Source organism: Nocardioides sp. JCM 18998, assembly GCF_055391535.1.
Genome location: NZ_AP043886.1, coordinates 3,865,122 through 3,890,512, shown reverse-complemented (window position 1 = coordinate 3,890,512; position 25,391 = coordinate 3,865,122). Strand labels below are relative to the sequence as shown.

Here is a 25,391-nt window from a genome sequence, read left to right as displayed (position 1 = left end):
GCTGTCATGCGAGCGTCGGGGTGGTGCGCGCGACGATGGCCGCCAGATCGCCACCCGGGAGCATGCCGTACGTCCCGTCGTGGCCGTTTCCGTCGGCCCAGCCGAGCCGCGAGGCGCAGAAGACGTCGGCGACCTCGGCGGGGGCGTACCGGACGAGCAGCGAGCCCTGCAGCACGGCCGCCATCCGTCCGGCGAGCCGCCGGGCCGACGCCTCGAGCTCGTCGGGGGAGCCCATCAGGGAGCCGAGCATGGCCAGGAGCTGCTCGGTCGCCGCGTCGAGGCGCGGGTCGGCGCCGCGGGCGCCGCCGATCTCGGTCAGGTAGGCGTCGAGCGCCTCCGGCTCGCGCGACAGGGCGCGCAGCACGTCGAGTGCGTTGACGTTGCCGGAGCCCTCCCAGACGGAGTTGAGCGGCGCCTCGCGGTAGAGCAGCGGCAGACCGGACTCCTCGACATAGCCGTTGCCACCCAGGCACTCGAGCGCCTCGGCGACCATCCCCGGGGTGCGCTTGCAGACCCAGAACTTCGCGAGCGGCAGGGCCAGGCGTCGGAAGGCGGCCTCCTGGGTCGAGGTGCCGACGCGATCCACCGCCGAGGCGAGCCGCATCGCGAGGGCGGTGGCCGCCTCGGACTCGACGGCGAGGTCGGCGATCACGTTGCGCATCAGCGGCTTGTCGGCCAACACGCCGCCGAATGCGGAGCGGTGCGCGACGTGCCACGACGCCTCGGCGACGGCCTTGCGCATCAGCGAGGCCGAGCCGACGACGCAGTCGAGCCGGGTCGCGGCGACCATCTCGATGATCGTCCGCACCCCGCGGCCCTCCTCGCCGAGCCGGCGTACGACGGTGCCGTCGAACTCCAGCTCCGAGGAGGCGTTCGACCGGTTGCCGAGCTTGTCCTTGAGCCGGACCACGTCGAGACGGTTGGGGGAGCCGTCGGCCAGGACGCGCGGCATCACGAAGCAGGTCACGCCGCCCGGCGCCTGGGCCAGCACGAGGAAGAGGTCGTTCTGAGGCGCGGAGGTGAACCACTTGTGCCCGTGCAGGGTGTACTCGCCCTCCGTGCCGGTCGGGCGCGCGATCGTCACGTTCGCCCGGACGTCGGAGCCGCCCTGCTTCTCGGTCATCCCCATGCCGGCCAGCGCGCCGAGCTTGGCGCTCGCGGGCCGCAGACCGGGGTCGTAGCGCAGCGAGGCGAGCAGGGGCGCCCACTCCGCCGCGAGGGCGGCGTCGGCGCGCAGGGCCGGGACCGCCGCGTACGTCATCGAGATCGGGCAGCCGTGACCGGGCTCGGTCTGCGACCAGGCCAGGAAGCCGGCCGCGCGACGCAGATGGGCGTGGGCGTCTCCGCCGGCCTGGCGCTCCCAGGGCGCCGCGGCCAGACCGTGCCCGACCGCGCGCTCCATCAGCCAGTGCCACGAGGGATGGAACCGGACCTCGTCGACCCGGTTGCCGAAGCGGTCGTAGTTGACCAGCTCCGGGTGGTGGGCGTTGGCCAGCATGCCGTGCTCGCGCGCGTCGGCGGTGCCGGCCTCGGCGCCCAACGCGACCAGCGAGTCGAGCACCTCGTCGGACCCGTGGCGGAGCACGGCCTCGGAGAGAGCCGCATCGCTGGTGACCACGTTGTGGCCGACCAGCGGGGGAGCCTGGTTGGTCGCGGTACGGAGCTCGAAGCGGGTCGGGCTCGTGCCCGGTGCAAAGGACGCCATGGAGCGAGAATAGAGGCCCCGGACGGGATCCGCCGGTGGGGAACAGAAAAGCCGAGCCGCTGACGTCTCGGGTCATCAGCGGCTCGGCAGGAAGTACGTTAATCACAGCCCCGACGCGGTGTCACGAAGACCGGGACAAGATAGTCCCGCTGCGAGGTTTAGATAGCCCGATCGGACTAATCGGAGCCGCGACGAGCCGATCGCTCGCGCTGCCGGGTCAGTCGCTGGCGACGCAGCCGGCGTACGAGCAGGGGGTCGGCCGCCAACGCGTCCGGGTGGTCGATCAGCTCGCCGAGCAGCCGGTAGTAGTCGCCGGCGCTGAGGTCGAACCGCTCCCGGATGGCGGTCTCCTTGCCGCCGCCGTGGGTCCACCACGAGCGCTCGAAGCCGAGGATGTCGCTCTCGCGCTCGCTCAGTCCCTGCCGCATGGCGGACAGTGTCGCAGGGGTCGGCCCGGCTCAGCGCATCGAGTCGAGCACCCGAGCCACGTCGGCGACGGTGGTGAGCGGGTTGACCACCGCGATGCGGGTGCAGACCCGCCCGCGGTGCCGGCTGGGCATCATGAAGGCGATGTCATCCTCCAGGAGCCGTGTGCTCCAGTCGGCGTAGTCGCCCTCCGTCCAGCCGGTCCGTTCGAAGATGAGCACCGAGAGGTCGGGCTCGACCAGGAGCTCGAGGTGCTCGGCCTCGTCGACCAGCGCCCGGGCGGCTCGGGCCACCTCGAGCGTGCGCTCGACGGCCTCGCGATAGGCGGTGGTGCCGTGCACCGCGAGGGAGAACCAGAACGGCAGCCCCCGGGCCCGTCGGCTCAGCTGGACGGCGAAGTCGCTCGGGTTCCACTCGCCACGCAGGTTGACCGAGTCGAGGTAGCTGGCGTGCTGGGTGTGCGCCGCTCGGGCCAGGGTCGGGTCGCGGTAGAGCAGGGCGCACGCGTCGAACGGCGCGAAGAGCCACTTGTGCGGATCCACGATGAGGGAGTCGGCGCGCGAGATGCCCGCGAAGAGATCCCGGACCGACGGCGCAGCCAGGGCGGCACCCCCGTAGGCGCCGTCGACATGGAGCCACCAGCCGTGTTGCTCGCAGACGTCGGCGATGCCGTCGATGTCGTCGACGACCCCGAGGTTGGTGGTGCCCGCGGTGGCGACGACGGCGCACACCGCCGCCCGCTCCTCCGAGGTGGCGGCCTCGGCCCAGGCCGCGACGGCGGTGCCGTTCATCCGGCCGCGCTCGTCGCCCGGGATGACGACGACGTCGACATCCATCACCAGCTCCAGCGAGTGCCGTACGGACGAGTGGGTCTCATCGCTCAGCAGCACCGCCCAGCGCACCGGCCGCTCCCCGCGGCGGCGGTGCATCGCTGCCCGGGCCGCGACGAGCGCCGAGAGGTTGCCCGACGTCCCGCCCTGGACGAAGACGCCCCCGGCCTCCGCCGGCAGGCCGGCCAGATCGGCGATCCAGCGCAGCGCCTGGTTCTCGGCGTAGACGGCCCCGGCCCCCTCGAGCCAGCTGCCGCCGTAGACGCTCGAGGCGCCGATCAGCATGTCGAACGCCGCGGCCGCCTTCGCCGGTGCGCTCGGGATGAAGGCCAGGTAACGCGGGTGGTCGGTGGAGATGCACGCCCGCGACAGCACCTCGTCCCACAGGGTGGTGACGGCGTCGCCCCCGAGGCCGTCGGCGGTGACGGTCTCGCCGGCGACGGCGTGCAGGGCGTCGTACGTGCTGGTGCCGTCGAGCGGCACCGGATCCCGTAGTCGCGCCACGCTCAGCTCCGCCAGACGTGTGGCGACCTTGTCCGCCTCGGGGCCGTAGCGATGCATCCGGGCGGGGTCCCTGGCCTCATCCATGCGCCCCAGCGTAGGCCGTTTCACCTCTCGAAATTTGTTAGCAAGGGCAAGTAAACTGCGTGAGTGAGTGCTCCCACGCAACAGCCCCGCTGGGCCGCCGACCACCCCTCCTACAAGTGGGTGGCCCTGTCCAACACCACGCTCGGCATCCTGATCTCGACGATCAACAGCTCGATCGTGATCATCTCGCTGCCGGCGATCTTCAAGGGGATCCACCTCGACCCGCTCGGCGCCGGCAACGTGAGCTACCTGCTGTGGATGATCATGGGCTTCCTGGTCGTCTCAGCGGTGTTGGTCGTGATGCTGGGGCGCCTGGGCGACATGTACGGCCGGGTGAAGATCTACAACCTGGGCTTCGTCGTCTTCACGATCGCCTCGATCCTGCTCTCGCTCGACCCGTTCGACGGCGCGCGCGGTGCCCAGTGGCTGATCGCGGGTCGCGTCATCCAGGGCATCGGCGGCTCGATGCTGTTCGCCAACTCGACGGCGATCCTGACCGACGCGTTCCCCGCCGAGCAGCGCGGCATGGCGCTCGGCATCAACAACGTCGCCGCTGTCGCCGGCTCGTTCCTCGGCCTGGTCATCGGCGGCGTGCTCTCCGAGTGGGACTGGCGCGCCGTCTTCTGGGTCTCGGTGCCGATCGGCGTCCTCGGCACGATCTGGTCCTACAAGTCGCTGCATGAGACCGGGACGCGGCGCCCCGGCGGCCTCGATCTGCCCGGCAACCTCACCTTCGCGGTGGGACTCACCTCGATCCTGGTCGCCATCACGTACGGCATCCAGCCGTACGGCTCGCACACGATGGGCTGGACCAACCCCTGGGTGCTGGGCGGCATCGTCGGCGGGGCGTTGCTGCTGGCGCTGTTCTGCTGGATCGAGACCCGCTCGCCGGACCCGATGTTCGCGATGTCGCTGTTCAAGATCAGGCCGTTCTGGGCCGGCAACCTGGCCGGTCTGCTCTCCTCGGTGGCGCGGGGCGGCATGCAGTTCATGCTGATCATCTGGCTGCAGGGCATCTGGCTGCCGCTGCACGGCTACTCCTACGAGTCGACGCCGCTGTGGGCCGGCATCTACATGCTCCCGCTGACGGTCGGCTTCCTCATCGCCGGGCCGATCTCCGGTGTGCTCTCCGACCGGTTCGGTGCGCGCCTCTTCGCGGCGGGCGGGATGCTGCTGGTGGCGGCGACGTTCGTCGGCTTCCTGATCATCCCGGTGGACTTCAACTATGGGGCCTTCGCGGCGCTCCTGCTGGTCAACGGGCTCGCCTCGGGACTCTTCGCCGCGCCCAACGTCTCGGCGATCATGAACTCCGTCCCCGCCGACCAGCGCGGCGCCGCCTCCGGGATGCGTGGGACCTTCTTCAACGCCGGCTCATCGCTCTCGATCGGCGTCTTCTTCTCGCTGATGATCGCGGGCCTGGCCTCGAAGCTGCCGACGACGATGACCGGCGGGCTGGCCGCACACGGGGTGTCGTCGCAGGCCGCCGAAGCGGCCGGTCAGCTGCCGCCGGTGGGGTCGCTGTTCGCGTCGTTCCTCGGCTTCAACCCGATCCAGACGATCCTCGACCAGATCGACAAGGCCGGCATCCCGCTCGGCACGCCGGATCTGGACGTCCTGACCGGCAAGACCTTCTTCCCGCAGCTCATGTCCGAGCCGTTCCATCAGGGTCTGATCGTGGTCTTCGGCGCGGCCGCGGTGATGTGCGTGCTCGCCGCGATCGCCTCGTTGCTGGCGGGCGGCAAGTACGTCCACGAGGAGGAGCCGGTCCTCGCCGAGGTCGCCGTCGGCTCGTCGCTGCCTGATGAGGAGTGATCGGGGGTCTCGCGGCCCATCGCTAACGCTCCTCGCACCTCGACCATCGGGGTCGAGGGGCGAGCGCCGCAAGCCTCGGAACCTCAGTCGCGCGCGGTCAGCACCAGCGGGCCGTCGGCGGTGATCGCGACGGTGTGCTCCATGTGGGCGCCGCGGGAGCCGTCCTTGCTGCGCAGGGTCCAGCCGTCGGGGTCGGTGTAGATCTCGTCGGTGGTGTGCAGGAACCACGGCTCGATCGCGATCACCAGACCGGGCTGCAGCTTGAAGCCGCGACCGGGGCGGCCGTCGTTGGGGACGTGCGGCTCGCCGTGCATCGTGCGGCCGACGCCGTGGCCGCCGAACTGGGTGTTGATCTGCAGGCCGGCCTCGCGGGCGACGGTCGCGATGGCGTGCGAGATGTCGCCGATCTTGTTGCCGGCCTGGGCCGCGCCGATGCCGGCGGCGAGTGCCCGGGTGGTGGTCTCGATCAGGTCGAGGTCCTCCTGTCGGGCGTTCCCGACCACGACGGAGAGGGCGGAGTCGGAGACCCACCCGTCGACGCTGGCGGCGAAGTCGACGCTGAGGAGGTCGCCGTCTTGGAGCGTGTAGTCGTACGGCAGGCCGTGCAGGACCGCGTCGTTGACGCTCGTGCACAGCACCTTGCCGAACGGGCTCGCGCCGAAGCTCGGGTGGTAGTCGATGTAGCACGACTCCGCGCCGGCGTCCTTGATCATCCGGTGCGCGAGGGCGTCGAGCTCGAGCAGGTTCACCCCGACCGCGGCCGCGTCCTTCAGGGCCAGGAGCACGTCGGCGACGAACCGGCCGGCGGGCTTCATCTCTTCGATCTGGGTGGGGGTGCGGAGCTCGATCACCCGCCCAGCCTAGGCGAGCCCGCACGCTGGCGGCGAAGCGTGCCCGGGAGAGGTCTACCGGCCGGCGGCGGTCGCCAGTAGCGTCGGGACGCATGAGCGACTCCGCTGCCGTGGTCCGTACCTTCCTCGACCTGCTCGCCGACGGTCGCGCCGTCGAGGCGGTGGAGCTGTTGAGCGACGACGCCGAGTGGCGCAACACCGGCCTGCCGACCCTGCGGGGCAAGCGCGTACGCCGCACGCTGCTCGACCTGGAGCGCCGCAACGTGAAGTTCTCGGCCGACATGCACGCGATGGCCGCCGACGGCGACGTCGTGCTCACCGATCGCACGGACCACCTGCGGATCGGCCGCTGGAAGGCGTCCTTCTGGGTCTGCGGCACGTTCACCGTGCGCGACGGCAAGGTCGCCGTCTGGGACGACCACTACGCGATGGGCAACGTCCTGGCCGGCTCGGTGCGGGGGCTGTTCGCGATGGCCAGGGGGCGCTGAGGCCGGCGCGCTGGCACCGCGCACGAAGACGGTGAGCGGGTCCTCTGCCCAGGGCGGATCTGCCCTCGGCGGATCCGCTGGGCTCACCGGCAGCCTGCGGCCAGGCTCGAGACATGACCCAGACACCGCAACCGCCCACCGGACCGCTCGACGACCAGCTGGCCGACCGCCTGCTGCACCAGCGCATCATCGTCCTCGGCCAGGAGGTCGACGACCCGATCGCCAATCGCATCTGCGCCCAGCTGCTCCTCCTCGCTGCCGAGGACCCGCACCGCGACATCAGCCTCTACATCAACAGCCCCGGCGGGTCCGTCACAGCGGGCATGGCGATCTACGACGTCATGCGCCTGATCCCCAACGACGTCGCGACCCTCGGCATGGGCCTGGCTGCCAGCATGGGGCAGTTCCTTCTCACCGCCGGCACCCCGGGCAAGCGCTTCGTACTGCCCAACGCCGAGGTGCTGCTGCACAAGGGCTCGGCCGGCATCGGCGGCAGCGCCGCCGACATCGAGGTCCAGGCCACCCGGCTGGAGCAGATGACCCGGAGGATGCTGCGCATCACCGCCGAGCTGACCGGCCAGAGCGTGGAGCGGGTCGACGCAGACTCGGTGCGCGACCGCTGGTTCACCGCCGAGGAGGCCCGCGCCTACGGCCTGGTCGACGCCGTCCTCGACAGCGTCGACGCGATCTCCCCGGCCCGCCGGGAGATGGCCTTCGGCGCGGTGGCGCCGTGAGCAGCTACACCATCCCGTCCGTGGTCGAGCGCACCCGCCACGGGGAACGCGCCGTGGACATCTACAGCCGCCTGCTCGGCGACCGGATCGTCTACGTCGGCACGCCCATCGACGACGGCGTCGCCAACGTCGTCATCGCCCAGCTGCTCCACCTGGAGTCGGAGAGCCCCGAGACCCCGATCAACCTCTACCTCAACAGCCCCGGTGGCGACCCCACCGCGATGCTGGCCGTCTACGACACCATGGATTTCATCGCCGCACCCGTGGCCACCACCTGCGTGGGGCAGGCGCGAGGCGCGGCGGCGGTGCTGCTCGCCGCCGGAGCGCCCGGGTCACGCTCGGTGCTGCCCCGCGCGCGGGTCGTGCTCGAACAGCCGGCTCAGGGCGGCACGCGCGGCGACGTACCCGACCTGCAGGTGGCGGCCAAGGAGATCCTGCGGCTGCGGACCGAGCTGGAGACCATCCTCGCCCGGCACACGGGTCGAGGCGTCGAGGAGGTGCACCGCGACACCGACCGCGACCTGGTCCTCACGGCGCAGGAGAGCGTGGCGTACGGCGTGGCAGACGCGGTACTGGAGAGCCGGCGGCTGCTTGCCGCCCGATGAGCGCGGCCCCGGCCTCGCCGGTCGGCCGCATCACGACTGCGTCAGGCGGCCAGGCACACCGGGCCGGTCACGCGGCCGGCGTCGAGGCGTCGCGTGACCCGGCCTGTCAGATCCACCAGCCGCAGTCCGAGGGCACCGGCGACGGCGCCGAGCACCTCCGAGCTGGCCTCCTTGCGGCCGCGCTCGACCTCGGAGAGGTACTGCGTCGAGACGCCGGCGGAGCTGGCGACGTCGGCGAGGGTGCGCTCCTGGACACCGCGCTCCTCGCGCAGAACCTCACCGACGGCATGGCGCCACAGCGGCTCGATCGCCGGGCCCGGGGTCGCTGCTGCGTCCGGCTGGGGCTGCTGTGGGAACTCGATGACCTGGCCCATGCCGCCACGCTAGGCCCGGCTGGGGTCGTGGCGAAGTGCGTTCACCGTGGGCGAACGCCTGCCGGCTCATCGAGGTATGTAGCCGAACCGGCGCTTCCCGTGCGGAACTCACCGTGGGGAGCGCCGGTTCAACTGCATACCTTGATGGACCTGCGGTGCCGGAGGCCGGCCGACTAGGGTCGATGGCATGACCGATGCCCTCCCGCGCTCACGGCACGTCAGCGTCTGGATCAACCGCCCGGCAGCCGAGGTCTACGACTTCGCGGTCGAGCCGGCCAACCTGCCGCAGTGGGCCAGCGGTCTCGCCGGCGCCGAGGTCACATGGAACGGCTCGGCCTGGGCGACCGATTCGCCGATGGGCGCGATCACCTTCACCTTCGCGCCGCGCAACGACCTCGGCGTCCTCGATCACGACGTACATCTGCCCTCGGGCGAGGTCGTGAACAACCCGGTCCGGGTGATGGCGTACGGAGGGGTCAGCGAGGTGCTGTTCACACTGCGCCAGCTCCCGGGGATGAGCGAGGAGGACTTCGACCGCGACGCCGCCACGGTGAGCGAGGACCTCCACCGACTCAAGGCCGTCCTCGAGCGCTGAGCCACCGACCGAAGCAACAGGTGGGAAGTGGCGTGATCCGGCGGTGGGGCGGCGCCGCTTCCCACCAGTTTCTCGCGACCCCGCGCCGGCCGATGGTCAGGCGACGGTGCCCCGGTGCCGGTCCCGGAGGTACCACCCGGCCCAGGCGAGCGGGAAGAGCAGCCCACCCAGCACGGCGAGACCCCAGCCGTTGCCGCGCCGCCGGCAGCCGGCCGTCGTCAGAGCGGCCGGAGCCAGCCAGCCCGCGACCAGGGCGGCGATGACGACGCCGGCGGCGAGGCTCATCTCACCAGCCGCGCTCGCGCCATTCGGCCAGCTGCGGGCGCTCGGCGCCGAGCGTGGAGTCATTGCCGTGGCCGGGGTAGAACCATGTCTCATCCGGCAGCCGCTGGAAGATCCGCTCCTCGACGTCGGTGATCAGCTGCTCGAAGGCCGCGGCGTCGCCGAACGTGTTGCCGACGCCGCCGGGGAAGAGTGAGTCGCCGGTCCACAGGTGAGGAGACCCCGCGGGATCGGTGTAGAGCAGCGCGATCGAGCCCGGCGTGTGCCCGCGGATCGCGATCACGTCGAGGACGCAGTCGCCGACGGTCACGGTGTCGCCCTGCGCGAGCGTACGGGCGACGGGGACCCCGGTGGCATCGGCGATCGCCGAGGCGTCCGGCTCGCCGCACAGCGCCGAGGCGCCGGTCACCGCGACCACATCGGACAGGGCCCGGTGGTGGTCCCAGTGCTGGTGCGTCGTCACGACGGTGGCCAGCCCGGCGGCGCCGATGAGGCGGAGCAGGGTCGTGGCCTCGGCGGCGGCGTCGATGAGCAGCTGCTCGCCGGTCGCGTGACAGCGCAGGAGGTAGCAGTTGTTCGACATCTTCGGGTCGACGGCGACCTTGGTGATCGTCAGCGCATCGAGCTCGCGGACGTCCCCGGCGCCGCCGGGCCGCACCTCCCCGGTGTACGCCATCACAACGCTCCGATCCGCGGCAGGTCGCCGCCCTCGACGCTCAGCTCGACACCCTCGTACGGGGGCCTGCCGGTGAGCCACCAGGCGAGCCCGTGGGCGGGGCCGGTCACGGTGGGCCCGCCGCTGCCGAGCTGGTGCCTCCAGTCGAGGTCGGAGGCGACGAGCAGTGCGTCGACGCCGTCGGCAGGGCGCGAGGCACCGTAGCCGAGCAGCTCGCGGACGAAGGGCACCGGCCAGTCGGCCGGCCCGTAGCCGGCGCCCAGGTCGACGTGGTGGATCTCGATCTCGCGCAGCCGCATCCCGGCCGTGGCGCCCGCAGGGAAGCGTCGCGCGCTGCCCGGCGTCCGATCGATCAGCGTCTCGACCACCTCGGTCGGGGCCTCCGCGAGTGCCGAGAGCGCCTCGTCGAGGCGGCTGGTCGCGACGAGGAACCGACGCCAGAGCGGTGCGCGGTGGGTCTGTGCCAGCTCCGCGATCGCCTCGTCGCGGGCCGCGTCCGATGCGTACATCGGGCGCGGCTGTCCGCCGATGACGCCGAGCACCGCGGCGGCCATCGCCTCGCCGTTCAGCGCCAGGTGCGCGACCACGTGACCGCGGCTCCAGCCGGGCAGCATGCTGGGCGCGGCCCACTCGTCATCGGACAGGGCCTCGACGCTCGCGATCAGGCGATCGGTGGCCGCATTCAGGGGATCCGCAGGTGAAGTCACCCCGCCATCCTGGCACCGTCGACCACAACGCGGGAGGCGTTGGTCCGACCTGTTAGCATGGCGAACACTTGTTCGATCCAACTCTCCTGAAGGGACCGCGGTGGCGGACCAGCTCATCATCCGGGGTGCGCGTGAGCACAACCTCAAGGACGTCTCGCTCGACCTTCCCCGCGATGCGCTCATCGTCTTCACCGGCCTCTCGGGCTCCGGCAAGTCGTCGCTCGCGTTCGACACGATCTTCGCCGAGGGCCAGCGACGCTACGTCGAGTCGCTCTCCGCGTACGCGCGGCAGTTCCTCGGCCAGATGGACAAGCCGGACGTCGACTTCATCGAGGGCCTGAGCCCCGCGGTCTCGATCGACCAGAAGTCGACCTCCAAGAACCCGCGCTCGACGGTCGGCACGATCACCGAGGTCTACGACTACCTCCGTCTGCTCTACGCCCGCGCCGGTCGTGCGCACTGCCCGACCTGTGGCGCCCCGATCGAGCGGCAGACCCCGCAGCAGATCGTGGACCGCGTCCTCGCGATGGGGGAGGGCCGGCGCTTCCAGGTGCTCGCGCCCGTCATCCGCGGCCGCAAGGGCGAGTACGTCGAGCTCTTCAGCCAGCTCCAGCAGCAGGGCTTCAGCCGCGCGCGCGTCGACGACGAGACCCACACGCTCGACAACCCGCCGAAGCTCGACAAGCAGAAGAAGCACACCATCGAGGTGGTCGTCGACCGCCTCTCCGTCAAGGAGTCCTCGAAGCGTCGGCTGACCGACTCGGTCGAGACAGCGCTCGAGCTCGCCGGCGGCCTGGTCGTCTTCGACTTCGTCCCAGGGCCCGACGGCGAGGGCGGCGAGCAGGTGAAGTTCAGCGAGAAGATGGCGTGCCCCAACGAGCACCCCATCGAGACCGACGACCTCGAGCCGCGTTCCTTCTCCTTCAACAGCCCGTTCGGCGCCTGCCCGGCCTGCTCCGGCCTCGGCACCCGGATGGAGGTCGACCCCGAGCTGGTGGTCCCCAACCCGCAGGCCACGCTGGGGGAGGGCGCGATCCAGCCGTGGAGCCACGCCCACATCGCCGAGTACTTCCTGCGGCTGATGGGCGCGCTGGGCGACGAGCTCGGCTTCGACCTCAACACGCCGTGGGAGCAGCTCCCCACCACGGCACAGCGCGCCATCCTCAATGGGCACAGCACCAAGGTGCACGTCGTCACCCGCAACCGGTACGGCCGTCAGCGCGCGTACGACGCCGACTTCGAGGGCGTGCGCCGTTACATCGAGCGCCGTCACCGCGAGGCCGAGTCCGACACCAGCCGCGAGCGCTTCGAGGGCTTCATGCGCGAGGTGCCCTGCCCGACGTGTGAGGGCAGCCGGCTCAAGCCCGTCTCGATGTCGGTCACCCTCGGGGACAAGGACAACGGCGGCAAGAACATCGCCGAGGTCTGTGCCCTGCCCATCAACGAGGCCTCCGAATACCTCAACGCGGTCGTGCTCAGCGAGCGCGAGAAGCAGATCGCCGAGCGGGTGCTCAAGGAGATCCAGGAGCGGCTGCGCTTCCTGCTCGACGTCGGCCTCGACTACCTCTCCCTCGACCGTCCGAGCGGCTCGCTGTCCGGCGGCGAGGCGCAGCGGATCCGGCTTGCCACCCAGATCGGCGCCGGCCTGGTCGGCGTCCTCTACGTCCTGGACGAGCCGTCCATCGGCCTGCACCAGCGCGACAACCAGAAGCTCATCGAGACCCTCGTCCGGCTCAAGAGCCTGGGCAACACCCTGATCGTCGTCGAGCACGACGAGGACACGATCAACGTCGCCGACTGGGTCGTCGACATCGGCCCCGGCGCCGGCGAGCACGGCGGCCATGTTGTGCACAGCGGCACGGTCAAGGAGCTCTACGCCAACGAGAAGTCGATGACGGGGCAGTACCTCGCCGGCAAGCGCGAGATCCCGGTTCCGGCCGTCCGCCGCCCGCGTACGCCCGAGCGTGCTCTCACGGTCCACGACGCCCGTGAGAACAACCTCAAGAACGTCACCGTCGACTTCCCGCTCGGCGTCTTCTGCGCCGTCACCGGCGTCTCCGGCTCGGGCAAGTCGACCCTGGTCAACGACATCCTCTACACCTCGCTGGCCAAGCAGATCTACGGCGCGCGCACGATCCCGGGCCGCCACCGCACGATCACCGGCCTCGAGCACGTCGACAAGGTGATCCACGTCGACCAGTCGCCGATCGGCCGTACGCCGCGCTCCAACCCGGCCACGTACACCGGCGTCTTCGACCACGTCCGCAAGCTCTTCGCCGCGACCCCCGAGGCGAAGATGCGCGGCTACCAGCAGGGCCGGTTCTCGTTCAACGTCAAGGGCGGCCGTTGCGAGGCGTGCTCCGGCGACGGCACCATCAAGATCGAGATGAACTTCCTGCCGGACGTCTACGTGCCGTGCGAGGTGTGCCACGGCCAGCGCTACAACCGCGAGACGCTCGAGGTGCACTACAAGGGCAAGAACATCGGCGAGGTCCTCGACATGCCGATCGAGGAGGCGGTCGAGTTCTTCGCCGCCGTGCCCGCGATCAGCCGTCACCTGACCACGCTGGTCGAGGTCGGCCTCGGCTACGTCCGTCTCGGACAGCCCGCCACCACCCTCTCGGGTGGCGAGGCGCAGCGGGTCAAGCTCGCCTCCGAGCTGCAGAAGCGCTCCACCGGCCGGACGGTCTACGTCCTCGACGAGCCCACCACGGGTCTGCACTTCGAGGACATCCGCAAGCTTCTCAAGGTGCTCCAGAGCCTGGTCGAGAAGGGCAACACGGTCCTGACCATCGAGCACAACCTCGACGTGATCAAGACCGCCGACTGGCTGATCGACATGGGCCCCGAGGGCGGCTCGCGCGGCGGCACGGTCGTCGCCGAGGGCACGCCCGAGCAGGTCGCGGCCAACCCGGCCAGCCACACCGGCCGGTTCCTGGTGCCGCTGCTGGAGGGCAAGGAGGCCGAGCAGCCGACCGAGCCGAAGAAGGCCCGCAAGCGCGCGCCCGCCACGAAGGCTCCCGCCGCGAAGGCTTCCGCTCCGAAGAAGGCTCCGGCGAAGAAGACGGGCGCCAAGAAGGCTGCTTCCGCGCAGCGCTGACCCAGTGGGGCCGACTTTCTCGGGGAGTTCTCAGGATTCTCTTGCGGAGGCGGTCGCGCACCCCACGTAGCGTGAAATCTCAACCATCTTCCGAGAGGAACCCGTCGTGACCGAGCAGAAGATCACCCGCCGCCATGTCGTCGGAGGCGCCGCGCTGACAGCCGTCGGCGTACCGCTGCTGGCCGCCTGTGGCTCCGGCGACACGATCAGCGACGACAGCGGGGCGGGGTCGTCCGGATCGACCGGCTCCACGTCCGGTGGCACATCGTCCTCGGCCGGCGGGGGCACGACCCTCGGCCCGAGCTCCGACGTGCCCGTCGGCGGCGGCAAGCTCTACGCCGACGCCAACGTCGTCGTCACCCAGCCCACCGCGGGGGACTACCAGGCATTCAGCGCGACCTGCACCCACCAGGGCTGCCAGGTCTCCTCGATCGCGGACGGCAGCATCGACTGCGCCTGCCACGGCAGCAAGTTCTCCATTAAGGACGGCTCGGTGATCACCGGCCCTGCCACCCAGCCCTTGGAGAAGGCCACGGTCAAGGTCGACGGCGGCAACCTCGTCGAGCAGGGCTGAACGTAAACTCAGGCCTGTGGCAGACCCCCGCACCTACCGCCCGAAGCCGGGGGAGATCCCGACCCAGCCCGGGGTCTATCGCTTCCGCGACGCCAAGGGCCGGGTCATCTACGTCGGCAAGGCGAAGTCGCTGCGCCCACGGCTGACCTCCTACTTCCAGGACATCGCCAACCTCCACCCGCGCACCGCCACGATGGTCACCACCGCGGCGAGCGTGGAGTGGACGGTGGTCAACACCGAGGTCGAGGCGCTGGCGCTGGAGTACTCCTGGATCAAGGAGTACGACCCGCGCTTCAACGTGAAGTACCGCGACGACAAGTCGTACCCCTGGCTCGCGGTCACGCTCTCGGACGAGTTCCCGCGGGTGATGGTGGGGCGTGGCGCGAAGCGGAAGGGCACCCGCTACTTCGGCCCGTACGGCCACGCGTGGGCGATCCGCGAGACGGTCGACGTGCTGTTGCGGGTCTTCCCGATGCGCTCGTGTAGCAACGGCGTCTTCAAGCGCAGCCAGCAGATCGGGCGACCCTGCCTGCTCGGCTACATCGACAAGTGCAGCGCGCCCTGCGTCGGCAAGATCAGCCCCGAGGACCACCGCAAGATCGTCGACGACTTCTGCGACTTCATTGGCGGGCAGACGGCCGGCTTCCTGCGTCGCATCGAGAAGGAGATGTACGCCGCCAGCGACGAGCTCGACTTCGAGCGCGCCGCGCGACTGCGCGACGACCTCGGTGCCATGAACCGCGCACTGGAGAAGCAGGCCGTCGTGCTCGGCGACGGGTCCGATGCCGACATCATCGCGCTGGCCGAGGACCCCCTGGAGGTGGGCGTCCAGATCTTCTACGTCCGCGGTGGGCGGATCAAGGGCCAGCGCGGCTGGGTCGCCGACAGGGTCGAGGAGGGCGAGACGGCCGAGCTGGTCGAGCACTTCCTGCTGCAGCTCTACGCCGGCGAGGAGGGCGAGGCGATCCCGCGCGAGATCCTCGTGCCGGCGCTGCCGCCCGACGTCGAGACGATGGAGCGTCTGCTCGCGGACGTGAAGGGCAGCAAGGTCCAGATCCGGGTGCCGCAGCGCGGCGACAAGCGCACCCTGCAGGAGACCGTCGCGACGAATGCCACCCAGGCGCTCGCGCTGCACAAGACCAAGCGTGCCTCCGACCTCACCACCCGCAACCGCGCGCTGGAGGAGATCCGCGACGCGCTGGATCTCGAGGAGGCGCCGCTGCGGATCGAGTGCTACGACATCTCGCACCTGCAGGGGACCGAGATCGTGGCCTCGATGGTCGTGTTCGAGGACGGGCTGGCGCGCAAGAGCGAGTACCGCCGCTTCATCATCAAGGGCCAGGACGGCTCCGACGACGTGAAGGCGATGCACGAGGTCATCACCCGCCGGTTCAAGCGGCTGCTCGACGAGCAGGCGAGCTCGATCGCCGACCCTGAGGGCGGTCCGATGCTGGTCGACCCGGAGACGGGCCGGCCCCGCAAGTTCGCGTACGCCCCCGGCCTGGTGGTCGTCGATGGCGGCGCCCCGCAGGTCGCAGCGGCCGTACGGGCCCTCGACGAGCTCGGCATCGACGACGTTCCGGTCGTCGGGTTGGCGAAGCGGCTCGAGGAGGTCTGGGTGCCCGGCGACACCGACCCGGTGATCCTTCCCCGCAGCTCCGAGGGGCTCTACTTGTTGCAACGGCTGCGTGACGAGGCGCATCGCTTCGCGATCACCCATCACCGCGGTCGGCGCAGCGCCAGCATGGTGGAGAGCATGCTCGACGACGTGCCCGGACTGGGGGAGGTGCGGCGCAAGACGCTGCTCAAGCACTTCGGCTCGCTGCGCAAGCTGCGGGCCGCCACCACCGAGGAGATCGCGGCGCTGCCCGGCATCGGCCCGGCCACCGCGGCCGCGATCAAGGATGCGGTCGCCGAGGCCGCGAAGTCGCCTAGGGTGGCGATCAACGTCACGACCGGTGAGATCGAGGAGATCTGATGACCGAGCCCGTCCAGGACACCCAGGATCCGTCGACGGCCGGCGAGGTCGTCGTCGTGACCGGCATGACCGGCGCGGGGCGCAGCACCGCCGCCAAGGAGCTCGAGGACCTCGGCTTCTACGTCATCGACAACCTCCCGCCGAGCCTGCTGCCGGACGTGGTCCGGCTGGTTGACGCCTCGCGCGGTCGTCAGCAGCCGATCGCCGTGGTGGTGGACGTGCGCTCCGGCGCCTTCTTCGAGCAGCTGGTCGACTCGATGGCCCACGACGTCCTCGATCGCCAGTCGACGCTGCTCTTCCTCGACGCCGCCGACGAGGTCCTCGTCCGCCGCCAGGAGGCGGCCCGGCGGCCCCACCCGATGCAGGGCAAGGACCGGCTCCTCGACGCCCTCCAGCGTGAGCGCGTCGTACTCGGCGAGCTGCGCGCCTCGGCGGACCTCGTCATCGACACCGGCGCGCTCAATGTCCATCAGCTCACCGACCGGGTCGCGCAGGCCTTCGGCAGCCCCGAGCGCACCCGGCTGACGGTGACGGTGATCAGCTTCGGCTTCAAGTACGGCATCCCCGTCGACGCCGACTTCCTCGCCGACATGCGCTTCCTGCCGAATCCGCATTGGGTCCCCGAGCTGCGCGCGCACAACGGCACCGACGCCGACGTCGCGGAGTACGTCTACGCCCAGGAGGGCGCCCAGGAGTTCCTCGACGGCTACGTCAAGGTGCTGGCCGGGGTCGCCCCGGGCTACCTGCGCGAGGGCAAGCGCTTCATGCGGATCGCGATCGGCTGCACCGGCGGCAAGCACCGCAGCGTGGCGATGTCGGAGGAGATCGCGCGCCGCCTGCGTGCCCTGGGCCACGACGCCGCCACCGCCCACCGGGACCTGGGGCGCGAATGAGCGACGCGCCGGCCTCGATGCCCAGGCTGTCGGGGCAGGGCGGTGCGGAGCGTGCACTCTCGCTGATCGCCTTCGGCGGCGGCCACGGCCTGTACGCCTCTCTCTCCGCGCTGCGCATCCTCTTCGAGGAGGTCGTCCTCGACGAGCTGACGGCGATCGTCACGGTCGCCGACAACGGCGGGTCCTCCGGTCGGCTCCGCGGGGAGTTCGGGGTGCTGCCGCCCGGCGATCTGCGGATGGCCCTGGCCGCGCTGTGCAGCCACGACGACTGGGGCGTGACCTGGGCCAGCGTCATGCAGCACCGCTTCGCCGGCGACGGCGAGATGAACGGTCACAACCTCGGGAACCTCCTGATCGTCGGCCTCTGGGAGCTGCTCGACGACCACGTCGCCGCCCTGGACTGGGTGGGCCGTCTGCTCGGCGCCCGCGGCCGGGTGCTGCCGATGGCGCTGGTCCCGATGGACATCCGCGCCGAGGTCCGCGGCCTCGACCCGGCCGACCCCGACCGGCTCACGACCGTACGGGGCCAGGTGGAGGTGGCGACGACCAACGGCACCATCGACTCGATCGCGCTCGAGCCCGCCGATCCACCGGCCGCGCCGGCGGCGTTGGAGGCGATCCATGCGGCCGACTGGGTCGTGATCGGCCCGGGCTCGTGGTTCACCTCGGTGATGCCGCACCTGATGGTCCCGGCGCTGCGTGAGGCCCTGGTCACCACCGGCGCCCGGGTGCTGGTCGTGCTCAACCTCGCCGAGCAGGCGGGGGAGACGCAGGGCTTCGGCCCGGCCGACCACCTCGGCGTGCTGTGTGCCCACGCTCCGGACCTCCAGGTCGACACCGTGCTGGCGGATGCCGGCATGGAGGGGCTCGACGCGTTGCGCGAGATGACCGATGCGCTGGGTGCGCGGTTGGTGATCGAGCGGATCGCGATGGCCGACGGCTCCGCCCGGCACGATCCGGTCCTCCTGGCCGCCGCCTACCAGCGGGTGCTCAGCGGCGGGCTCTGACCCCACGGCGTGTGAGCGTTCACCTCGGGGGCGTTCGGGATTTTGATTGCGAAAACGTTATCGATAACGATTGACACCGAACCTCCCGCCTGAGAGGCTCCTGCCTGTTGTGGCGTGCACCACACGCCGACCTGACTCAACGAGGTGCTTGATGTCTTTCATCCCCACGGCCAAGCGGACGGTCGTCACCGTCGCGGCTGCCGGCCTGCTTCTCACCACGGCTGCCTGCGGCAGCTCGGACAACTCGTCGAACACCGCTAGCGGCGACAAGAGCTCGTCCGGTGGTCCGGTCTCGATGACCCTGTGGACCAACTCCACGACGGGTCCCGGCCTGCAGTACTTCCAGGACGCCGCCACCGCGTACCACGCGGCGAACCCGAACGTCACGATCAAGGTCCAGAGCGTTCAGAACGAGGACTACGACGGCAAGCTCCAGACGGCCCTCCAGGCCGGCGAGGGCTCGGCCCCCGACATCATGTACCAGCGCGGCGGCGGCAAGATGCTCGCGATGGTCCAGGCGGGCCAGCTCAGCGAGGTCACCCTGTCGTCGGACGTCCAGAGCAACGTGAGCGCCGGCGCGCTGTCGATCTACCAGGCCGACGGCAAGTCGTACGGCATTCCGCTCTCGGTCACCCCCGAGGGCATCTGGTACAGCCAGGACGTCTTCAAGAAGGCCGGCATCACCTCCACGCCGACCACGATGGCCGAGCTGACCGACGACGCCGCCAAGCTGAAGGCCGCCGGCACCCCGCTGGCCGTCGGCGGCAAGGACGGCTGGCCGGCCGCTCACTGGTACTACATGTTCGCCGTGCGCGACTGCAGCCAGGACGCCCTCAACGAGGCCGCCACCAGCGCCAAGTTCGACGACGACTGCTTCCTGCAGGCCGGCAAGGACCTCGGCGAGTTCGTCTCCTCCGACCCGTTCGAGAAGGACGCGTTCAACGTGGCCGCCCAGGGCAGCGCCGCCTCGACCGCGGGCCTGCTGGCCAACCACAAGGTCGCCGGCGAGCTCATGGGCGCCTGGGAGCCGGGCGTGGTCGGTGACCTGACGCCGAACAAGAAGCCGCTCGCGGACCTCGGCTACTTCCCGTTCCCGTCGACCCCCGACGGCAAGGGTGACCCGACCGCGATGATGCAGGGTGCCGACGGCTACTCCTGCTCGGCGTGGGCCCCGAAGGAGTGCAGCGACTTCCTGAACTTCCTCGCCACCACCGACCAGCAGAGCGCGTACTACACCGCGTTCTCGGCCATCCCGGCGAACAAGGCCGCCCAGGGCAGCGTCACCGGCGCCGCCACCAAGGCCGCGCTCGACGCCAGCAACAACGCGAAGTACTCCGTCCTGTTCCTCGACACCCTCTTCGGCTCGACCGTGGGTGGCGCGCTGAACACGGCCGTCGTCAACTTCATGTCGGGCCAGAACAGCGACCCGCAGAGCATCGTTGACGCGGTCAACAACGCTAGTTCCAAGGGGTAATAGCAACTCATGAGTGAAACTCCCCAGGCCCCCTCGGCTCTGGAGAGCTCGCTCGACGGCACCACCACGGTCGTGGGCGGCACGGACTCCGTGTCGCCCATGACCGCCGTCGGTCGGGCTCCTCGCCAGCGCACCAGCTGGCGCGAGCGCTTCGAGATCACCCTGCTGTCGGGCCCGGCGATCCTGGTGTTCGTCGGCTTCGTGATCGCCCCGGTCTTCGCCGCGATCTACTACGGCTTCTACCGCTGGAAGGGCTTCGGCCCGCCGACCGACTTCATCGGCCTGCACAACTACAAGGTCATCCTCACCGACCCTGAGTTCCACCGGGCGGTGATGCACAACTTCGAGATCGTCGTGCTCTCGCTGCTGATCCAGGGACCGCTCGCGATCCTGCTGGCGCTGCTGCTGAACCGCAAGATGCGTGGCCGCTCGGTGATCCGCGTGCTCGTCTTCGTGCCGTGGGTCGTCTCCGAGGTCATCGCGGGTACGGGTCTCAGCCTGATGCTTCCGGTGAACGGTGCGATCAACGACCTGCTGACCAAGATGCACATCTTCGGCACGGTCGAGATCTCCTGGCTCGGCCCGCACATGTCGCTGTGGACGCTGATGGCGATCCTGACCTGGAAGTACCTCGGCTTCGCGATCATCCTGCTGATGGCCGGACTCCAGAACATCCCCGAGGAGCTCTACGAGGCCGCCTCGATCGACGGTGCCAGCTACTGGCAGATGCAGCGCCAGATCACCCTGCCGCTGCTCGGTCCCACGATCCGCATCTGGGCCTTCCTGTCGATCATCGGGGCGCTGCAGCTCTTCGACCTGCCCTGGATCGTCTGGGGCGAGTTCAACGTCGACCGCGACGGCATCTCCACGATGGCGACGTACATGGCGCACTACGGCCCGCGTACCGGCCTCTACGGCTACGGCAACGCGGTGGCGGTCGTCCTCTTCGTCATCTCACTGATCGTCGCTGTGCTCTACCAGCGCATCGTGCTCAGCCGCGACATCTCCGGTGCAGTCACCGACGGAAAGAGGAAGCGATGACCACCGCATCCATCGAGGCGCCCCGTACCAAGAAGGGCAACCGCTCGAAGGGCGGCGGCGCGAAGCCCAAGGACCCGTGGGGCAGCCCGGCGGTCTACTTCATCGCGCTCGTCATCATCGGCCTGAGCCTCGCGCCGGTCGCCTACATCGTGCTCGGCGGCTTCCGGGACAACTCCCAGCTGACGGTCGACCCGGCCGGCTTCCCGAACCCGTGGCGCTGGTCGACGTACGGCAACATCCTCCAGTCGTCGACGTTCTGGCGCGAGTTCCTCAACTCCGTCGTCGCCGCCGGCGCCACCACGCTGCTGGTGGTGTCGTTGGGCCTGAGCGCGAGCTACGTGCTCGCCCGCTACCGCTTCCGCGGTCGCGGGTTCATGTTCGCGCTCTTCGCGGCGGGCCTGATGTTCCCGATCACGGTGGCCATCACGCCGCTGTTCATCATCCTGAACAAGATCCACCTGACGAACTCGATCATCGGCGTGATCCTGCCGCAGGTCGCGTTCGCGCTGCCGACCACGATCATCATCCTGGTGCCCTTCCTGCAGGCGATCCCGGACGAGATCGAGGAGGCGGCGGCGGTGGACGGCTGCAGCCGGCTCTCGTTCTACTTCCGGATGGTGCTCCCACTGTCGCTTCCGGGCGTCCTCACCACGGGCATCCTGACCTTCGTGGCGAGCTGGAACAGCTACCTGCTGCCGCTGTTCGTGCTCAGCGACCCGAACCGGTACACCCTGCCGCTCGGCGTGCAGCAGTTCCACTCCGCCCACGGCTCCGACACGGCCGCGGTGCTCGCCTTCACGTCGCTGTCGATGATCCCGGCGCTGGTGTTCTTCACCGCGTTCGAGCGTCGCATCGTCGGCGGCCTCCAGGGCGCCGTCAAGGGCTGATCCCTCCCGGTGGGTGACGCGGCCCCATCCGCGTCACCCACCTCGGGCCCACCAGGCCCCGTACCTTCCCCTCACGCTCTCAACCTGAAAGAGCTCGCTCGTGACCTCTCACCCCGTGGCCATGCCACGCGTCTCCGATCGCGTCGCCGACCTCCACGCCCGCATGACCCTCGAGGAGAAGCTGGCCCAGATCGTCGGCTACTGGCTCGACCACGGGGGTGAGGTCGTCGCGCCGATGGCCGGCGAGATGAACAACTCCCGCGAGGGCAGCAAGCTCTCCGAGATCACCGAGCACGGCCTCGGCCACTACACCCGCGTGTACGGCACCCGGCCGGTCGAGCCGGCCGAGCGCGCCGCGTGGCTGTGGGCGGAGCAGAAGCGCCTCATCGCCGAGACCCGACTGGGCATCCCGGCGCTGGTCCACGAGGAGTGCCTCACCGGCCTCGCCGCCTGGAAGGCCGCGACCTTCCCGACGCCGCTCGCCTGGGGCGCCTCGTTCGACCCCGACCTCGTCCAGGAGATGGCCGAGCAGATCGGCGCGGACATGAAGGCGCTCGGCATCCACCAGGGTCTGGCCCCCGTCCTCGACGTCATCCGCGACCCGCGCTGGGGCCGGACCGAGGAGGCCATCGCCGAGGACCCGTACGTCGTCGGCACGATCGGCACGGCCTACGTCAAGGGCCTCCAGGCCGGTGGCGTGCACGCCACCCTCAAGCACTTCGTCGCCTACTCCGGCTCGCGTGCCGGCCGCAACCACGCCCCGGTCTCGGCCGGTCCGCGCGAGATCGCCGACGTCTTCCTGCCGCCGTTCGAGATGGCGCTGCTCGACGGCGGCGTCAAGTCCGTCATGGCCGCCTACAACGACGTCGACGGCATCCCACTCCACGGCTCCTCGGAGCACCTCACCGGCATCCTGCGCGAGCAGTGGGGCTTCGAGGGCACCGTCGTCGCCGACTACTTCGGCGTCGCGTTCCTCACCGTCATGCACGCCGTCGTCGCCGACCGCGGCCGCGCCGCCGCACTGGCCCTCGAGGCCGGCGTCGACATCGAGCTGCCCAGCGGAGACGCCTACCTCGAGCCGCTCGCCGCACTGATCCGCGCCGGTGAGGTCGACGAGGCGCTGGTGGACCGCGCCGTGCTCCGTGCGCTCAAGCAGAAGGAGGAGCTCGGCCTCCTCGACGAGGACTTCGTCGCCACCCTCGGCGAGGCCCCGACCCGGATCGACCTCGACTCACCCCGGCACCGTGCGATCGCGCGCCGCCTCGCGGCCGAGTCGGTCGTCCTGCTGGCCAACGACGGCACGCTGCCGTTGGCCACGCCGGGCACGGTGGCCGTGATCGGCCCGAACGCGGACCGCGCCGAGGCACTGATGGGCTGCTACTCCTTCGCCAACCACGTGCTCCACGGCAAGCCGGAGTTCGAGCTCGGCTTCGAGGTCCCGACCATCGCCGAGGCGCTGCGCGAGCAGCTGGCCGGCTCGCAGGTCAGCCTCGTCGAGGGCTGCGCCGTCGAGGGCGAGGACCGCTCCGGCTTCGCCGCCGCGATCGATGCCGCTTCCTCCTGCGACGTCGCCATCGTCGTCGTCGGCGACCAGGCCGGCCTCTTCGGCCGCGGCACCGTGGGCGAGGGCAACGACGCCGACTCGCTCGACCTGCCCGGCGTCCAGCGGGAGCTGGTCGAGGCGATCACCGCAACCGGTACGCCGGTGGTCCTGGTCCTCGTCACCGGACGTCCGTACGCCATCGGCTGGGCCTTCGAGGGCGAGAACGCCCCCGCGGCGGTCCTCCAGGCGTTCTTCCCCGGCGAGGAGGGCGGCTCGGCGATCGCCGACATCGTCACCGGTGCGACCAACCCGTCCGGGCGCCTGCCCGTCAGCCTGCCGCGTGCCTCCGGCGCGCAGCCGTACTCCTACATGCAGCCGCTGCTCGGCGGGCCGTCCGAGGTCACCTCGACCGATCCGACGCCGGTGCGCCCGTTCGGCTTCGGGCTGTCGTACACGTCGTTCGCCTACAGCGAGCTGACCGCCTCGGCGTCGGCCGCGACGAACGGCTCGTTCGACGTCACCGTGACGGTCACCAACACCGGTGCCGTCGCCGGCTCCGACGTGGTCCAGGTGTACGGCCGCGACCTGCTCGGCTCGATCGTCCGCCCGGTCTCCCAGCTTGTCGGCTACCAGCGCGTCGCGCTCGAGGCAGGGGAGTCGGCCGTCGTGACCTTCACCGTCCCGACCACCCGCTTCGCCTTCACCGACCGCTCGCTGACCAAGGTCGTCGAGCCCGGCGACATCGAGATCTGGGTCGCCTCCTCCGCCGGTGAGAAGGTCGACACGGCGGTCGCCGAGGGCATCGCGGACAGCGACACCGCCACCGGCTCGGTCGCCGCGGCGATCACGGGCGCCCACGTCGAGCGCGCCATCGTCGCCCTCACGGGTGACGTGCACCGCGTGACGTCCGCTGACGCCCGCGTGGTGACGGCGACCGTTGCCAAGTGACCGGCGTCCAGGGTCGTTGACTGACGTGGGAGACTCCTCGGCATGGCGATGACGGGACAGGTGAAGGCGGAGCTCTCGAGCACCCAGATCACGAAGACGTGCTGTCGCAAGGCCGAGGTCGCGACGACGCTGCGCTTCGCGGGCGGCCTGCACATCGTCAACAGCAGAATCGTGGTCGAGGCCGAGCTCGACACCGGTGCAGCCGCGCGTCGGCTGCGCAAGGACATCGCCGAGGTCTACGGCCACCACGCCGAGGTCGCGATCGTCCAGGGCAACGGCATCCGCAAGGGCTCGCGCTACATCGTGCGGGTCGTGAAGGACGGCGAGGCGCTCGCGCGCCAGACCGGCCTGCTCGACCAGCGCGGTCGACCCGTCCGCGGCCTGCCGCCGGCCGTCGTGGCCGGCGCGGCCTGCGACTCGGTCGCGTCCTGGCGCGGGGCATTCCTCGCGCACGGCTCGCTGACCGAGCCGGGCCGCTCGAGCTCGCTCGAGGTGACCTGCCCCGGCGCGGAGGCCGCGCTGGCGCTCGTCGGCGTCGCGCGTCGCCTCGGGATCCAGGCCAAGGCCCGGGAGGTCCGAGGCGTCGACCGCGTCGTCATCCGTGACGGCGACGCGATCGGCCAGCTCCTGACCCGCCTCGGCGCGCATGAGTCGCTGATGGCGTGGGAGGAGCGGCGGATGCGTCGCGAGGTCCGCGCGACGGCCAACCGGCTCGCCAACTTCGACGACGCGAACCTGCGTCGCTCCGCCCGCGCCGCCGTCGCCGCCGGCGCGCGCGTCGACCGGGCGATGGAGATCCTCGGCGCCGAGGTCCCCGACCACCTCAAGATGGCCGGCGAGCTCCGGCTCGAGCACAAGCAGGCCTCCCTCGAGGAGCTCGGCCAGCTGCACGAGCCGCCGCTCACCAAGGACGCCATCGCCGGCCGGATCCGTCGCCTGCTGGCGATGGCCGACAAGCGCGCCGAGGAGCTCGGCATCCCGGACACCGAGGCGTCGCTGACGCCGGACATGCTGGTCGACGACTGAGCTTCGAGGTTGGTGGCGTGTCTGCGCGTCCGCCGATCGCCCGCGTCGGCGGCGCCGCCGCGCCGGACGATGCCCCGGGATGCCCCGAGGGACACGCCCGGCGGTGTCTCGCGCGGTGGTGACGGCGGGCGTCGCCGGGCGGGGAGGCCCTCGCCGCATCGCCCGTCGTCCGCTTCCTCCAGCGCGACCGATGGACGGTGCGCTGGTGCGGGAGGCATGAGTGTGAGTGCTGGCCCCGGCGGGAGCG

The 25,391-nt window shown here is 70.6% G+C and carries 23 protein-coding genes; 15 read left to right on the top strand and 8 right to left on the bottom strand.

Annotated features, from left to right (window positions below; genetic code table 11):
- Positions 1-4: 4 nt before the first annotated feature.
- The 3 genes from ACZ5L9_RS18355 to ACZ5L9_RS18345 all read right to left on the bottom strand — a co-directional run bounded on the left by ACZ5L9_RS18355 (position 5) and on the right by ACZ5L9_RS18345 (position 3,549).
- Positions 5-1,705 (bottom strand): acyl-CoA dehydrogenase family protein, encoded by a 1,701-nt coding sequence (locus ACZ5L9_RS18355; RefSeq protein ID WP_464530539.1) that lies wholly within the window; start codon positions 1,703-1,705, stop codon positions 5-7.
- A gap of 176 nt (positions 1,706-1,881) precedes the next feature.
- Complete coding sequence (locus ACZ5L9_RS18350) at positions 1,882-2,133, bottom strand: DUF3263 domain-containing protein (protein ID WP_464530535.1); 252 nt, start codon at positions 2,131-2,133, stop codon at positions 1,882-1,884.
- A gap of 30 nt (positions 2,134-2,163) precedes the next feature.
- Positions 2,164-3,549, bottom strand: a complete 1,386-nt coding sequence (locus tag ACZ5L9_RS18345; protein WP_464530532.1) for a pyridoxal phosphate-dependent decarboxylase family protein — start codon at positions 3,547-3,549, stop codon at positions 2,164-2,166.
- 63 nt (positions 3,550-3,612) lie between these two features.
- On the opposite strand from ACZ5L9_RS18345, the gene ACZ5L9_RS18340 reads away from it, so the two are divergent.
- Positions 3,613-5,361, top strand: coding sequence for an MFS transporter (locus tag ACZ5L9_RS18340; protein ID WP_464530529.1), 1,749 nt, complete (start codon positions 3,613-3,615; stop codon positions 5,359-5,361).
- Between the two features lie 83 nt (positions 5,362-5,444).
- On the opposite strand, the gene map is transcribed toward ACZ5L9_RS18340, so the two are convergent.
- Positions 5,445-6,212: a type I methionyl aminopeptidase gene (gene map / locus ACZ5L9_RS18335; RefSeq protein WP_464530526.1), complete on the bottom strand. Its 768-nt coding sequence runs from the start codon at positions 6,210-6,212 to the stop codon at positions 5,445-5,447.
- 92 nt (positions 6,213-6,304) lie between these two features.
- Between map and ACZ5L9_RS18330 the strand changes: the two genes are divergently transcribed.
- From ACZ5L9_RS18330 to ACZ5L9_RS18320, 3 genes are all read left to right on the top strand, one after another.
- A complete protein-coding gene (locus ACZ5L9_RS18330; protein ID WP_464530522.1) occupies positions 6,305-6,700 on the top strand; it encodes a limonene-1,2-epoxide hydrolase family protein in 396 nt (131 codons plus the stop codon).
- 113 nt (positions 6,701-6,813) lie between these two features.
- Positions 6,814-7,434 (top strand): ClpP family protease, encoded by a 621-nt coding sequence (locus ACZ5L9_RS18325; RefSeq protein ID WP_464530520.1) that lies wholly within the window; start codon positions 6,814-6,816, stop codon positions 7,432-7,434.
- Positions 7,431-8,039 (top strand): ClpP family protease, encoded by a 609-nt coding sequence (locus ACZ5L9_RS18320; RefSeq protein ID WP_464530517.1) that lies wholly within the window; start codon positions 7,431-7,433, stop codon positions 8,037-8,039. Before ACZ5L9_RS18325 ends, ACZ5L9_RS18320 begins: the two co-directional genes overlap by 4 nt.
- Before the next feature lie 41 nt (positions 8,040-8,080).
- Here ACZ5L9_RS18320 and ACZ5L9_RS18315 read toward each other — a convergent pair whose 3' ends face one another.
- A complete protein-coding gene (locus ACZ5L9_RS18315; protein WP_464530514.1) occupies positions 8,081-8,413 on the bottom strand; it encodes a helix-turn-helix domain-containing protein in 333 nt (110 codons plus the stop codon).
- 187 nt (positions 8,414-8,600) lie between these two features.
- Here ACZ5L9_RS18315 and ACZ5L9_RS18310 point away from each other — a divergent pair, with 187 nt between their 5' ends.
- Positions 8,601-9,008 (top strand): SRPBCC family protein, encoded by a 408-nt coding sequence (locus ACZ5L9_RS18310; RefSeq protein WP_464530510.1) that lies wholly within the window; start codon positions 8,601-8,603, stop codon positions 9,006-9,008.
- 96 nt (positions 9,009-9,104) lie between these two features.
- Here the strand turns inward: ACZ5L9_RS18310 and ACZ5L9_RS18305 are convergent, their stop codons facing one another.
- Genes ACZ5L9_RS18305 through ACZ5L9_RS18295 form a run of 3 tightly spaced genes read right to left on the bottom strand, consistent with a single transcriptional unit; the run spans position 9,105 to position 10,673 of the window.
- Positions 9,105-9,293 (bottom strand): hypothetical protein, encoded by a 189-nt coding sequence (locus tag ACZ5L9_RS18305; RefSeq protein WP_464530507.1) that lies wholly within the window; start codon positions 9,291-9,293, stop codon positions 9,105-9,107.
- Between the two features lies 1 nt (position 9,294).
- Complete coding sequence (locus ACZ5L9_RS18300; RefSeq protein ID WP_464530504.1) at positions 9,295-9,966, bottom strand: MBL fold metallo-hydrolase; 672 nt, start codon at positions 9,964-9,966, stop codon at positions 9,295-9,297.
- Positions 9,966-10,673 (bottom strand): maleylpyruvate isomerase family mycothiol-dependent enzyme, encoded by a 708-nt coding sequence (locus ACZ5L9_RS18295; protein ID WP_464530501.1) that lies wholly within the window; start codon positions 10,671-10,673, stop codon positions 9,966-9,968. The genes ACZ5L9_RS18300 and ACZ5L9_RS18295 overlap by 1 nt, the downstream gene beginning before the upstream one ends.
- 100 nt (positions 10,674-10,773) lie before the next feature.
- Here ACZ5L9_RS18295 and uvrA point away from each other — a divergent pair, with 100 nt between their 5' ends.
- The 10 genes from uvrA (at position 10,774) to whiA (ending at position 25,144) form a co-directional block, all read left to right on the top strand.
- Positions 10,774-13,773 carry an excinuclease ABC subunit UvrA gene (gene uvrA, locus ACZ5L9_RS18290; RefSeq protein WP_464530498.1) on the top strand — a complete coding sequence of 1,000 codons (3,000 nt, stop codon included), beginning with the start codon at positions 10,774-10,776 and terminating at the stop codon, positions 13,771-13,773.
- 106 nt (positions 13,774-13,879) lie between these two features.
- Positions 13,880-14,347: a Rieske (2Fe-2S) protein gene (locus ACZ5L9_RS18285; RefSeq protein WP_464530495.1), complete on the top strand. Its 468-nt coding sequence runs from the start codon at positions 13,880-13,882 to the stop codon at positions 14,345-14,347.
- A 16-nt stretch (positions 14,348-14,363) separates the two neighbouring features.
- Positions 14,364-16,325: an excinuclease ABC subunit UvrC gene (uvrC, locus tag ACZ5L9_RS18280; RefSeq protein WP_464530492.1), complete on the top strand. Its 1,962-nt coding sequence runs from the start codon at positions 14,364-14,366 to the stop codon at positions 16,323-16,325.
- A complete protein-coding gene (gene rapZ / locus ACZ5L9_RS18275; protein ID WP_464530490.1) occupies positions 16,325-17,218 on the top strand; it encodes an RNase adapter RapZ in 894 nt (297 codons plus the stop codon). Before uvrC ends, rapZ begins: the two co-directional genes overlap by 1 nt.
- A gap of 17 nt (positions 17,219-17,235) precedes the next feature.
- Positions 17,236-18,225 (top strand): gluconeogenesis factor YvcK family protein, encoded by a 990-nt coding sequence (locus ACZ5L9_RS18270; protein ID WP_464536920.1) that lies wholly within the window; start codon positions 17,236-17,238, stop codon positions 18,223-18,225.
- 151 nt (positions 18,226-18,376) lie between these two features.
- A complete protein-coding gene (locus ACZ5L9_RS18265; protein ID WP_464530489.1) occupies positions 18,377-19,699 on the top strand; it encodes an ABC transporter substrate-binding protein in 1,323 nt (440 codons plus the stop codon).
- 9 nt (positions 19,700-19,708) lie between these two features.
- Entirely contained in the window at positions 19,709-20,740 is a 1,032-nt protein-coding gene (locus tag ACZ5L9_RS18260; protein ID WP_464530487.1) for a carbohydrate ABC transporter permease, read from the top strand.
- Positions 20,737-21,627, top strand: coding sequence for a carbohydrate ABC transporter permease (locus ACZ5L9_RS18255; RefSeq protein WP_464530484.1), 891 nt, complete (start codon positions 20,737-20,739; stop codon positions 21,625-21,627). Before ACZ5L9_RS18260 ends, ACZ5L9_RS18255 begins: the two co-directional genes overlap by 4 nt.
- 100 nt (positions 21,628-21,727) lie before the next feature.
- Positions 21,728-24,118 carry a beta-xylosidase/alpha-l-arabinosidase gene (locus tag ACZ5L9_RS18250; RefSeq protein ID WP_464530481.1) on the top strand — a complete coding sequence of 797 codons (2,391 nt, stop codon included), beginning with the start codon at positions 21,728-21,730 and terminating at the stop codon, positions 24,116-24,118.
- A 42-nt stretch (positions 24,119-24,160) separates the two neighbouring features.
- Positions 24,161-25,144 (top strand): DNA-binding protein WhiA, encoded by a 984-nt coding sequence (gene whiA, locus ACZ5L9_RS18245; RefSeq protein ID WP_464530479.1) that lies wholly within the window; start codon positions 24,161-24,163, stop codon positions 25,142-25,144.
- Positions 25,145-25,391 lie beyond the last annotated feature (247 nt).

Coding starts and splice junctions, on each gene's coding strand:
- rapZ (WP_464530490.1), top strand. CDS start 16,325: ATGACCGAGCCCGTCCAGGACACCCAGGATCCGTCGACGGCCGGCGAG.
- ACZ5L9_RS18300 (WP_464530504.1), bottom strand. CDS start 9,966: ATGGCGTACACCGGGGAGGTGCGGCCCGGCGGCGCCGGGGACGTCCGC.
- ACZ5L9_RS18265 (WP_464530489.1), top strand. CDS start 18,377: ATGTCTTTCATCCCCACGGCCAAGCGGACGGTCGTCACCGTCGCGGCT.
- ACZ5L9_RS18315 (WP_464530514.1), bottom strand. CDS start 8,413: ATGGGCCAGGTCATCGAGTTCCCACAGCAGCCCCAGCCGGACGCAGCA.
- ACZ5L9_RS18305 (WP_464530507.1), bottom strand. CDS start 9,293: ATGAGCCTCGCCGCCGGCGTCGTCATCGCCGCCCTGGTCGCGGGCTGG.
- ACZ5L9_RS18270 (WP_464536920.1), top strand. CDS start 17,236: ATGCCCAGGCTGTCGGGGCAGGGCGGTGCGGAGCGTGCACTCTCGCTG.
- whiA (WP_464530479.1), top strand. CDS start 24,161: ATGGCGATGACGGGACAGGTGAAGGCGGAGCTCTCGAGCACCCAGATC.
- ACZ5L9_RS18345 (WP_464530532.1), bottom strand. CDS start 3,549: ATGGATGAGGCCAGGGACCCCGCCCGGATGCATCGCTACGGCCCCGAG.
- ACZ5L9_RS18355 (WP_464530539.1), bottom strand. CDS start 1,705: ATGGCGTCCTTTGCACCGGGCACGAGCCCGACCCGCTTCGAGCTCCGT.
- ACZ5L9_RS18325 (WP_464530520.1), top strand. CDS start 6,814: ATGACCCAGACACCGCAACCGCCCACCGGACCGCTCGACGACCAGCTG.
- ACZ5L9_RS18310 (WP_464530510.1), top strand. CDS start 8,601: ATGACCGATGCCCTCCCGCGCTCACGGCACGTCAGCGTCTGGATCAAC.
- ACZ5L9_RS18255 (WP_464530484.1), top strand. CDS start 20,737: ATGACCACCGCATCCATCGAGGCGCCCCGTACCAAGAAGGGCAACCGC.
- ACZ5L9_RS18330 (WP_464530522.1), top strand. CDS start 6,305: ATGAGCGACTCCGCTGCCGTGGTCCGTACCTTCCTCGACCTGCTCGCC.
- ACZ5L9_RS18260 (WP_464530487.1), top strand. CDS start 19,709: ATGAGTGAAACTCCCCAGGCCCCCTCGGCTCTGGAGAGCTCGCTCGAC.
- ACZ5L9_RS18350 (WP_464530535.1), bottom strand. CDS start 2,133: ATGCGGCAGGGACTGAGCGAGCGCGAGAGCGACATCCTCGGCTTCGAG.